At 42.0% G+C, this 11575-nt stretch carries 13 protein-coding genes; 1 reads left to right on the top strand and 12 read right to left on the bottom strand.

Annotated elements, in window-relative coordinates; all coding sequences use genetic code 11:
- The 4 genes from JWP71_RS01560 to JWP71_RS01545 form a co-directional block, all read right to left on the bottom strand.
- Window positions 1–320 (bottom strand): GTP-binding protein (locus tag JWP71_RS01560; RefSeq protein WP_299496326.1); only part of this gene is annotated, 320 nt, incomplete at its 3' end.
- 97 nt (window positions 321–417) lie between these two features.
- On the bottom strand, window positions 418–885 hold the full coding sequence (rpsG, locus tag JWP71_RS01555; RefSeq protein WP_144246508.1) for a 30S ribosomal protein S7: 468 nt from the start codon (window positions 883–885) through the stop codon (window positions 418–420).
- A 19-nt stretch (window positions 886–904) separates the two neighbouring features.
- Window positions 905–1327 (bottom strand): 30S ribosomal protein S12, encoded by a 423-nt coding sequence (rpsL, locus tag JWP71_RS01550; RefSeq protein WP_299496317.1) that lies wholly within the window; start codon window positions 1325–1327, stop codon window positions 905–907.
- Between the two features lie 391 nt (window positions 1328–1718).
- The gene (locus JWP71_RS01545; RefSeq protein WP_299496316.1) at window positions 1719–2717 is read right to left on the bottom strand and encodes an ABC transporter ATP-binding protein; all 999 of its coding nucleotides are present in this window, start codon (window positions 2715–2717) and stop codon (window positions 1719–1721) included.
- A gap of 204 nt (window positions 2718–2921) precedes the next feature.
- Here JWP71_RS01545 and JWP71_RS01540 point away from each other — a divergent pair, with 204 nt between their 5' ends.
- Window positions 2922–4193 (top strand): amidohydrolase family protein, encoded by a 1272-nt coding sequence (locus JWP71_RS01540; protein ID WP_299496314.1) that lies wholly within the window; start codon window positions 2922–2924, stop codon window positions 4191–4193.
- Window positions 4194–4294: 101 nt separating this feature from the next.
- Here the strand turns inward: JWP71_RS01540 and hemJ are convergent, their stop codons facing one another.
- The 8 genes from hemJ to JWP71_RS01500 form a co-directional block, all read right to left on the bottom strand.
- The gene (hemJ, locus tag JWP71_RS01535; protein WP_299496312.1) at window positions 4295–4828 is read right to left on the bottom strand and encodes a protoporphyrinogen oxidase HemJ; all 534 of its coding nucleotides are present in this window, start codon (window positions 4826–4828) and stop codon (window positions 4295–4297) included.
- 11 nt (window positions 4829–4839) lie between these two features.
- Window positions 4840–5865, bottom strand: coding sequence for a uroporphyrinogen decarboxylase (hemE, locus tag JWP71_RS01530; RefSeq protein ID WP_299496310.1), 1026 nt, complete (start codon window positions 5863–5865; stop codon window positions 4840–4842).
- A gap of 79 nt (window positions 5866–5944) precedes the next feature.
- Window positions 5945–6466, bottom strand: coding sequence for a tetratricopeptide repeat protein (locus tag JWP71_RS01525; RefSeq protein WP_299496308.1), 522 nt, complete (start codon window positions 6464–6466; stop codon window positions 5945–5947).
- A 3-nt stretch (window positions 6467–6469) separates the two neighbouring features.
- Complete coding sequence (locus JWP71_RS01520; protein ID WP_299496306.1) at window positions 6470–7171, bottom strand: response regulator transcription factor; 702 nt, start codon at window positions 7169–7171, stop codon at window positions 6470–6472.
- A gap of 11 nt (window positions 7172–7182) precedes the next feature.
- Complete coding sequence (locus JWP71_RS01515) at window positions 7183–8058, bottom strand: HAMP domain-containing sensor histidine kinase (RefSeq protein ID WP_299496304.1); 876 nt, start codon at window positions 8056–8058, stop codon at window positions 7183–7185.
- A gap of 6 nt (window positions 8059–8064) precedes the next feature.
- The gene (hemL, locus tag JWP71_RS01510; RefSeq protein WP_299496302.1) at window positions 8065–9435 is read right to left on the bottom strand and encodes a glutamate-1-semialdehyde 2,1-aminomutase; all 1371 of its coding nucleotides are present in this window, start codon (window positions 9433–9435) and stop codon (window positions 8065–8067) included.
- Between the two features lie 80 nt (window positions 9436–9515).
- Window positions 9516–10487: a porphobilinogen synthase gene (gene hemB, locus JWP71_RS01505; protein ID WP_299496329.1), complete on the bottom strand. Its 972-nt coding sequence runs from the start codon at window positions 10485–10487 to the stop codon at window positions 9516–9518.
- An 81-nt stretch (window positions 10488–10568) separates the two neighbouring features.
- Window positions 10569–11575 (bottom strand): uroporphyrinogen-III synthase (locus JWP71_RS01500; protein WP_299496300.1); only part of this gene is annotated, 1007 nt, incomplete at its 5' end.

Genomic DNA, 11575 nt, shown 5'->3' with positions numbered 1-11575 from the left:
AGGAAAACCAAACCATCTAATACACGTAACGAGCGATTTACCTCTACGGTAAAATCCACGTGTCCGGGTGTATCAATAATGTTTATGTGGTAAGTTTGAGTCCTGTATTTCCAATCTACAGTTGTTGCAGCGCTGGTAATGGTAATACCACGTTCCTGCTCCTGCGCCATCCAGTCCATTGTAGCTGCACCCTCATGTACCTCGCCTATTTTGTGGCTAACACCGCTATAGTAAAGAATACGCTCGGTAGTAGTAGTTTTACCGGCATCAATGTGAGCGGCAATACCTATATTTCTTGTATATCTTAGATCTCTTGACATCTGTTTTATATTGAGTGAATGAGCGAGTGAGTGAATGAGTGAATGTTTAATTAAAAACTCACCTATTCACTCATTCACTCATTCAATAATTCACTAATTAGAACCTAAAGTGTGAGAACGCTTTATTAGCCTCGGCCATTTTATGCGTATCTTCTTTCTTTTTCACTGCTGCACCTTCACCTTTAGCTGCTGATATGATCTCGCCGGCCAATTTCTCCATCATGGTTTTTTCTCCACGACGGCGGGCATAGCTAATTAACCATTTCATGCCTAAAGCTATTTTACGCTCTGGTCTTACTTCGGTAGGTACCTGGAAGTTTGCACCACCAACACGGCGGCTCTTCACTTCAACTGCAGGCATAACATTGTTTAAAGCCTTTTTCCAGGTTTCTAAACCACTTTCGTTGGTTTTCTTTTCAACAATATCAACTGCGTTATAAAATATAGTGTAGGCGGTAGATTTTTTACCATCAAACATCATGTTATTTACAAACCTGGTTACCAAAATATCATTGAATTTTGGATCAGGAAGAAGGATTCTTTTTTTCGGTTTTGATTTTCTCATTATTACTATCCTCCTTTAATTATTTCTTTTTACCCTTTGCAGCACCTTTAGCCGGAGCAGCTGCCTGTCCTGGTTTTGGGCGTTTAGTACCATATTTTGAACGACGTTGGTTACGACCGGCAACACCAGAAGTATCTAACGCACCACGGATGATGTGGTAACGTACACCAGGTAAGTCTTTAACACGACCACCACGGATCAACACAATAGAGTGCTCTTGCAAGTTGTGACCTTCGCCAGGGATGTAAGCATTTACTTCTTTTCCGTTGGTTAAGCGCACACGGGCAACTTTACGCATTGCTGAGTTTGGTTTTTTAGGGGTAGTGGTATACACGCGTGTGCATACTCCTCTTCGCTGTGGACAGCTGTCCAACGCTGGCGACTTACTCTTGTCAACCAGAGCTACTCTACCTTTTCTAACTAATTGATTGATAGTAGGCATTCTTGCTTTCTTGTTTTGTTTTTTTTAATTCCCGGCTGCCAACCTACATTGGAGGGCAGTTTTAGGGACTGCAAAAGTACGGAGTTATTTTATGATATTCAAGTGGTTAGGCAAAAAAGTTTTTGTATCGGGGGTGAGCGGTTGGATTAAGTTGATTGGGTGAATGGTAGATTTACCAAAGCCGGGATATAACTACTCGCTATTCTCCAATCACCGATCACTAAATCAGGGCATTCCCCTGCGGGTCAGGCTTTCTGCTTATACGCCTTCAGGTTGGTCGGTTCAGGTAGTACCAGGTAGTTCAGGTGGGACCAGGTGGGATCAGGTTAGACCGCATGTATTTTGATATTTCAGCATTTGGTTCCATCTATAAATACCAATCAGGGTAATACTAAAACTCCAAATACTTCCCAATCTTAATATGCACCTTATCGCCCACCTGATATTTACCGGGCTGGTCATTCAATAAGCGCAGGGTGATGTGTTTTTTTTCTACCAGCAGGTCCTCATAGCTGCCTTTAAACAGCACTTGCTTTACGGCCCAGTCTTTACGCGTCCAGCTACCGGTTGGGGTGGCCCATTCAGGGTATATTACTATATTATCGGCCTTGGTGCTTATGCCGCAATAAGCAGCATCCTGGTGGCTTAATATATTACAGTTGGTTAACAGCCTGGCTGTATATAAATTCTGCGGGTTTTGATATAAGGTCTTCGGGTGCCCTGCCTCTATGATCTCCCCATCTTTTAATACAATTAACTCATCAGCCATAGACAGCACCTCGGCCGGGTCATGCGATACCATGATAACGGTTAAACCTGTATCATGTACTATCTGCCGTATATCCTGCTGCAACCCCTCGCGAAACGAAGTATCCACCTGGTTAAAGGGTTCATCCAGCAACAACACTTCGGGACGGGTTATCAGGGCACGGGCAATGGATACACGCTGCTTCTCCCCCCCGCTTAAAAAAAAAGCCTGTTTATCGGCAAGGTGCAATATGTTAAGCTGCTTTAGTACCTGGTTGGTTCTTTCCTCTTTGGCGGCAACATCGGTATTGGGCATCAATACGGCAATGTTATCCCACACTTTAGCATAAACGTTAAGGCCGTCGGTATCTTGGGTAACCATTTTCATGGCATCATGGCCGGGTATCAGCTTTTCTTCGGGTCCCCAAATGCGCTCGCCTTTAAATTGCATCTCACCCTCATCGGGCGAAAGCAAACCATAAAGCAATTTCAATAAGGTGCTTTTCCCGCTACCGCTCTCGCCTATTATGGCTGTTATTTTTTGAGGTTGGATAGATAGGCTGGTTTTTTTTAACCCCGCGATACGCTCGCCGGGATAAGTTTTAGTTATAGCTATTGCTTGTAAAAAGGGGGTGGATGCCATGCAGCAAATATAGATAAATCGGCAAAAGGCTGTTAGTTAACAGCCCGCCTTTTTAATAATATTGAGTGGGTGATTCGTCAATTGTACAAGCAGGTATAAGTAGCATCCATTTAAAGGCAAGATGATAGTTAGTACACCAAATGGTTGCACGGGGTTACAAATATTTTTTATTTGTTTAATTTTAAGCACCAAATAAGGATAATAATGATGAAGCGTTTACTTTTTAACCTCCTAATTCTTTTATGCTGCGCACCCATCTTCGCGCAGCGAATAACAAATAATGCCTATATTTTATTAAAGCCCGACCGCGTTTTCGACGGACAGCAAATGCACAATGGCTGGTGGGTATTGGTAAAAGACAACCATATTGAAGCTGCGGGCGAACCAGGGAGTATTACCGCACCGGCATCAGCAAAAATTATTGATTTGAAGGGTATGACTTTATTGCCCGGGCTTATTGAGGGGCACTCTCACCTATTCCTGCACCCTTATAATGAAGTAAGCTGGAACGACCAGGTAATGACCGAGAGTCGTGCCGAGCGTACTGCGCGCGCCGTAGTACATGCCCGCGAAACTTTAATGGCTGGCTTTACAACTGTACGGGATCTTGGTACCGAAGGTGCGGGTTATGATGATGCAGGGTTAAAATCAGCCATAAAAAAGGGAATTATACCCGGACCACGAATGTTAGTAGCCACCCGCGCTATTGTTGCAACCGGTAGTTACGGTCCTAAAAGCGAAGTAGCAGAACTAACCCTGATTAAGGGCGGCGAGGAAGCCGATGGCTTAGAGGGTATTACCCATGCGGTACGCTCACAAATTGGGCATGGTGCCGATGTTATAAAGTTATATGCCGATTATGGCTGGGGAATAAATGGCAACGCCCCAACTTTTACTGCAGAAGAACTAAAAACGGCTGTTGAAGTAGCTAAAAGCAGCGGACGAACAGTGGCGGTACACTCTGGCACAACAGAGGGTATGCGTCGATCTATTATGGCGGGTGTAACCACCATTGAGCATGGCGACGGCGGCACACCCGAATTATTTAAGCTGATGAAAGAAAAAGGCATAGCACTATGCCCAACCTTATCTGCTACAGAAGCAATTGCAAGTTACACTGGTTGGAAAAAAGGTGTGGACGCTGATCCGGCAAGAGTTAAACAAAAGCATTATATTTTTACCGAAGCACTAAAAGCCGGTGTTACCATTTGTATGGGTGGCGATGTTGGCGTGTTTCCGCATGGTGATAACTCGCGCGAAATGATATTAATGGTTGATTATGGCATGAAGCCTTTAGATGTATTACGCTCATCAACGTCTGTAAACGCCGATGTTTTTGGATTGAAGAATTTAGGAAGTATTAAAGCGGGTTACCTGGCGGATATTGTTGTAGTTAACGGAAATCCGGTTGAGGATATAAAAGCAGTTAAGCAGGTGAAGATGGTGATACAGAATGGGATTGTGGTAAAGGAATAAATTCTCTTATGTAATTTCGAACGACAGAGAGAAATCTTTAACGATGATAGGTAAGGCGTAATATTTCTCCTTGTTCCTCGTCGAAATGACAACTACCCGTATTATTTCTTCGTCCTATAATACTTATACACTTTCACTGCCGACATCAGCACAAGCGAAAAAGCTATAATACCCACCACGCCGAATATCCAGTTTAACGAGCTTTTAAGTACTACTAAAAATACAATGGCGAATAATAGCAGGGTTGCCAGTTCATTCCATAAACGTAATTGGGTAGAGGTCCATCTGTAAATGCCTTTGCGCATTTGGTTCATTTTATTTTGACAGATAAAATGATAGGCTATTAAAAATATAACAAATGTTAGTTTAATATGCATCCACCCAAATTGCAGCCAAACCGGTGCAATACACAGCATAGTAATACCGGCAGCCAAAACCAGGTACATGGATGGGGTAGTAATGATCCACCATAATTTACTTTCCATTATTTCAAACTGTTTGGAAAGTATGGTACGGTCGGGCTCGGGCTTATCCTGCGCTTCGGTATGGTAAATAAACAGGCGCACCATATAAAACAGCCCCGCCATCCAGCAGACTACAAATATAATGTGTATGGCAAGAATATAATTGTACACCAATTTTCGGGTTAATACTTGTATTCTTTTATCACTTCTACCGCATACTTCACATTATCAAAGGGTATATCGGGCATAATGCCGTGACCCAGGTTAAATATAAATCCGTTCTCGCCTTTCATACGGTCAAACAAGCGGTATATTCTTTCTTTGATAACTTTCTTATCAGCATACAAAATATGCGGATCTAAATTGCCCTGTACAGCTATACCTTGTGGTAAGCGCTTTTTAATATCCAGCAAGTCAACGTTCCAGTCTATCGAAATAACATCAGGCTTAGCCTCTGCCATTAATGGCGCGAAAACCGAACTACCTTTACAGAAAGAAATTACCGGGATATCTTTTCTATTTAGTTTGCTGATGATCTCGGCAATATAGCGATGCGAAAATTCTTTATAATCATCCCATGCCAAAGCCTGTGCCCAGCTATCAAATATTTGTACTGCGTTTACGCCGGCTGCTATTTGCAGGTTCAAATAATCGGCTGTTACAGTCGCGATCTTTGACAGTAGCTGATGTGCCATTTCGGGCTCATTATGCAGCATTAGTTTAGTCAGCTTAAAATCTTTTGATGATCCACCCTCAACCAAATAACTCATTACCGTAAAGGGCGCGCCTGCAAAACCTATAAGCGGAATACTGCCCTTTAACCGTTGCTGAATAACCTTTATCGCGTCAGCAACATATTGCAATTCGCTAATACAATCAGTATTCAAATTATCAATATCCTTCTGCGTGCGTACTGGATTGGCAAACTTAGGGCCTATGTTTTGGGTAAAGCTCAAATCGCCGCCCATAGCCTCGCCGGTAACCAATATATCTGAAAATAAGATGGCGGCATCAATGCCCAACAGATCAACCGGCAGCATCGTAACATCCGCAGCCAGCTCCGGCGTTTTGCACATCTCCAGGAAAGAATATTTGTTTTTTATTTCCCAGTACTGGGGCATAAAACGGCCTGCCTGGCGCATCATCCATACGGGTGGGCGTTCGGTTTTCTCAGAAAATGCAGCTTTTATTAGTAATGAATCTCTCATGTGTTTTTAGAATCAAGAGACAAGAATCAAGATGCAAGATTGGATAGTTAATTATCTTGATTCATGTCTCTTTTATAAATTATTTATTATCCAACTCCTTATGAAGTCGGCTTATTACCTCTTTCATTTTGGATGTTATTTTCTCCTGGTGCTTATCGGCCAATGCCAAATAAGCTTTTGCCTTTTCATAATTATTATGCCTTATGCTAATATTAGCTACATGCACCAAAGCGGCAACATGGTCGTTTGCTGATCGTAACGGATATTGCGCGGCTATTTCATAATGCTTTTCGGCCTCATCAAAATTCTGCTTTTGCAGGCATACACCTCCAAATATAAACTCATAAAATCCGCGGCGCTTTTTGCTTAACCAGCCAGGATTAGGCACTTGTCGTAATAGCGATTCGGCTTTGTCATAATCCTTATTATGGAAAGCTTTGGCTGCCAGTATAATAGTTCCTTCCTTAAAATAACCCCATACCAGTAAGCCTATAAATAGTACAATTACAGCAGCAACTTCATATACCCGCAGGTGTAAAGCTACTGCCAGCATAATAACAAAAGCGCCTATAACAAAAATGCGTGCCCTGTTTGTAAACATTAATTAATGCTGATCTGTAAATTTATAGCCAACACCACGTATAGAGTGAAAATAAACCGGATTTTTAGGATCAGGTTCAAAATACTTACGGAAGGTTAAAATAAAGTTATCAATAGTGCGGGTTGATGGGTATACATCATAGTTCCATACGGTTTCCAGTATTTGCTCACGCGATACCGCGTCATTACGGCGCTCTATCAGCAACTTTAATAACATGGTTTCTTTTTTAGTTAGCGGGGTTATAGAACCATCGCCATTAACCAATTCGAACGAGTTAAAATGAATAGTTTTATCGGCTATTTTATAGCTGTTAAATTCTTTCAGGTCATCGCCTTTTAAGCTGCGCTTAATTAGGTTATTAACCCGTAGTATCAACTCTTCCAGGTTAAATGGCTTAGTTAGGTAATCATCCGCACCTTTTTTTAATCCGGCTATTTTATCCTCGTTGGTGTTTTTAGCGGTTAGAAACATGATGGGCACTTCAGAGTTCTCTAACCTTATAGTTTCTGCAACTACAAAGCCGTCAATTTCGGGCATCATAACATCCAGTATAACCAGGTTAAAACGCTCTTCTTTAAATATCTGCAGGGCTTTTTTGCCGTTGCTGGCGGTTGATACCTTGTAACCCTCTAACTCAAGGTTAAGTTTAATTGCTTCTAAAAGATGTTCTTCATCTTCGGCCAGTAAAATTCTTTTTCTTGGCATTTAATTGTAATTTATGTTAATCCAAAAACAACCTCAAATATGCTTCCTCCAGGGCGATTGTCCTTGACCCTGATGCTTGCCTCGTGCTTATCCAGTACTTGTTTTACAATGAATAAACCCAGGCCGGTACCTTTAGTATTACGCGTATCCTCACTGCCAACGCGATAAAATTTATCGAAAATACGGCTTTTTTCTTCATCTGCTATGCCAATACCATGATCAGCCACCTGTAAATGAATTTTGCCTTCTTTAGAGAATAGCTTAACACCCACTGCCTCGCAAGGTTTAGAGTATTTTATAGCATTCTCTATCAAATTAGTAACTACTGATGTAAGCGCGAACTTATCACCGGTTATTTCAATTTTTGGTTCTATATCGGCATTGATTATCATTTGATTAGAATCGCATTTAGTTACCTGTAAGCGGTTCACTATACTATCCACCAATACCGATAAATTAAAGCTTGCTTTAGGAAAAGTGTATGAGCTATTATCAATTTTTGATGCCAGCAGCATATTTTCTACCATATCATCCAAACGCTCAATATCCAATAATGATTTGCTGATAAAATCAAGCACTTGCACTTTATTCAGGTCTCTTTTCTGGATGGTTTGCAACAGTAGCTTAATAGATGCCAGCGGCGATTTCAATTCGTGCGTTACCGAAAGCAGGAAATTCTTTTTTTGCTCCTGCAATCTTTGTTCCCTGTTAAACGATTTATGCAAGTTATACGCCCCTACCAAAAACACAATAACAAACACCATACCCTCGCCCATTATCATGCCCATACGGCCGGGTTGTAGCCTAACCAGCATATATCCCCACCAAATTAATTCAGCAACGGCATAGGTTATAAGTGCATAAAAAATAACGAATGATCTTTTCATAAACGTTTATTTATCTTTGAATACCAAGTCAAGACTATCAAATATAGCTCTTTTTGCTTTTTCTAAATCAATCTTGGTATGTGCAGATGAAATGAACCCAACCTCGTACCCCGACGGGCCTAAATAAACACCCCGGTTTATTAATTCCCGGTGCAGCTTTTTAAATTTCTCCATACTTGTTGGATCTATTTCTTCGGCTTTGCCTATCAATTCCTGGTTAGTAAATGCAAACCAGAATATAGAACCAATACTAAATACTTTAAACTTATAGCTACGCGCGGTTGCAAAACGTTGTATGGCCTCTGTAAATTCTTCTGTTTTTTTATGGAGATCGCGGTAAAAGCCCATACGTAATAATTCACTTAATTGTGCTATACCTGCCGCCATAGCAATCGGATTGCCTGATAGGGTACCTGCCTGGTAAACGCCGCCATCAGGCGAGATATGCCCCATGATTTCGGCAGATGAACCGTACATGCCAACCGGCAAGCCGCCGCCTATAATTTTACCATAAGTAATAATATCCGGCTTAATTTGATAATGTCCGGCAGCTCCTTCAAAACCGATGCGGAAACCTGATATCACCTCATCAAATATTAATAGCGTTCCGTTTGCTGTACAAATATCGCGCAGTACTTGCAAATATTCTTTGGTTTGCAGCAGCAGGCCATTATTAGCCGGGATAGGCTCAATAATTACAGCGGCTATCTGGTCTTTAAATTCGGCAAATGCTTTTTGCAATGCTTCGGTATCATTTAGGCCGATAACTATCGTTTCATCAGCAAATGCTTTGGGTACGCCAGCTGAGGATGTTTCGCCAAAAGTAACCAGGCCAGAGCCTGCTTTAACCAATAAAGAATCTGAGTGCCCATGATAGCAACCTTCAAATTTTAATATTTTATCGCGTTTGGTATAGCCGCGTGCCAACCTGATGGCCGACATAACCGCTTCGGTGCCCGAGCTTACAAAACGCAGTTTCTGTATGAATTTATTATTTTTTAGGATCAGTTCGGCCAGTTCATTCTCCAAAGCAGTTGGTGCGCCAAATGACATGCCATTCTGCATTACATCAATAACCTTCTCTCTAACTTTTGGATGATTATGCCCCAGGATCAGTGGGCCCCATGAGCAGCAAAAATCAATAAACTCGTTATCGTCTGCATCCCAAATGCGACAGCCATCACCTTTTTTTATAAAAAGCGGCGTACCATATACAGATTTAAACGCCCTAACCGGCGAGTTAACCCCACCCGGAAAAAACGTTTGAGCCTTTGCATATAACTCCGCAGATTTTTCCCTGCTGATATCCGGCTTACCAGTTTTATTTACCGGTAAATCCTCATCGCCCGAAAACATTTTTTTTATAGAATCTAACATTTTTATTAAGTCAAAAATTAAAATTCAAAATTCAAAAAGCAAGTCGATTTTGACTTTTTACTTTTGAATTTTGACTTAACCTAAATCCATTTATTCTCCAACACCTCTTTAGCATGATACGTTAATATCGCTGTTGCGCCGGCACGCCTGATGCTGGTTAACACCTCAGTAATGGCACGCTGTTCATTAAGCCAACCTTTTTGTATGGCGGCTTTTATCATGGCGTACTCGCCGCTTACATTGTAAGCGGCTACAGGTAATTCCGTATCGTCTTTTATTAATTTTATTACATCAAGATAGGCAAGCGCGGGTTTTACCATTAAAAAGTCGGCACCTTCTGCTTCGTCTAAACGTGCTTCTATTAAAGCTTCACGCTGGTTGGCCGGGTTCATCTGGTAGGTTTTTTTATCGCCAAACTTTGGCGCAGAATTCAACGCATCCCTAAACGGACCATAAAACGCGCTGGCATATTTAGCCGAATACGACATGATAGAAACGTGCTTAAAACCTGCATCATCTAAAGTACGGCGGATATAACCTACCCTCCCATCCATCATATCACTTGGCGCAATAATATCTGCTCCAACTTGCGCATGGGCCAATGCCATTTTGCCTAAAACCTCTAAAGTTTCATCGTTTAGTATTTCGCCGTTCTCTACAATGCCATCGTGGCCATCGCTGCTGTAAGGATCCATCGCTACATCGGTGATTACACAAGCTTCAGGAAAGTTCTTTTTAACCTCGCGGATAGCACGCAGGTACAAGCTCTCTTCGCGGTGACTTTCGCTTGCATATTTATCTTTCAGCTCTTCACTGATGTTAGGGAACAGGTCAAAAGAATTTAAACCAAGTTTCATGCAACTCTCTACCTCGCGCAGCAAATTATCTATCGAATATCTAAAGATACCCGGCATTGACGCCACCTCTGTTTTTTGGTTATTACCCTCCACAATAAACAAGGGAAATATCAAGTTAGCAGCGCTAATATGTGTCTCCTGCACCATTTGGCGTATAACTTCACTCTTACGGTTTCTTCTTGGTCGTTGTAACATAAATTGTTTCATTGGGTCATTAAGTCATTGAGTCATTTTCACTATTCAGTGACCTAATGACGTAATGACCTAATAACATCCTTATATCCCAAACACGGCCTCTGCCAGCCCAACTTCATCGGGCGAGAAAGGTAGTACATATTTTACGCCCATCTCATCAAACTTTTTACCGGTTGATTTGCCTATGGCAATAATTTTTTGATACGGGTCCATTAAATTATCAGCGAAATAAGCATCCACGTTTGACGGGCTGGTAAATACCAGCACCTCGGCAGCCGATCTTTCTACTTCGTCTTCCAGCACAGTTTCGTAAACAGAAATATCTATAACCTTTGTGTCGGCTGACAGGCCTTTTTGTATGCTTCTTAATGATTCTTCAGCACCCGGAAACAATACCTGCGTTCCATTGGCTACTTTGGCAAATTCGGCAGCTACACCTTCCGGATCAACTCCTAAACCTGTAAAAGCCGCAAAATGCCCCTTTTTACGCAGCATTTCTTCCGATCCGCCCCCCATTACGCCAAACTTTACATCTTTGGGTAAATGCGGCGCTAACTTGAAAAAGTATTCAACAGCATTTTTGCTCGAGAAAAATATCCAGTCTATCTGTTTTAATATGTACGAATCCAACTTGGTAATAACCGGTACGGTACGTATCATAGACCGCCCTTCTATCTGTATATTATGTTTTTCTAACGCTTTGCGGAAATAACTTTGCTCAGATATCTCGCGCGATATAAATACGCTTGTTGGTAGTTTACGCTGGGGATTAAAAGCTGCAATAACCTTTTCGGCCAGGCCATCGGTTTTGTCGACTTCTAAAAATAAACGGTCCGGAAAATCCTCGCCGGTCTCAGCTTTCGAGGTAAACACCTGGAACGCGCCATCCTCGCGGCGACAATAACAACCTAGTGGTAAATGACAACCACCGCCAAATAATTTTAGCACGGTACGCTCAACTGCCAGTTCTTCGGCAACATCGGGGTGGTTTAGCACCTGCAGGGCCCCGAACAGTTCGGTATCGCTTTCGCGTATCTGTATAGCTAAAACACCTTGTGCAGGTGCGGGTACAATTTCGTTAGGGGTTA

The organism is Mucilaginibacter sp. (assembly GCF_028287845.1).
Lineage (GTDB): Bacteria > Bacteroidota > Bacteroidia > Sphingobacteriales > Sphingobacteriaceae > Mucilaginibacter.
This window is presented reverse-complemented; position numbering and strand designations above follow the sequence as displayed.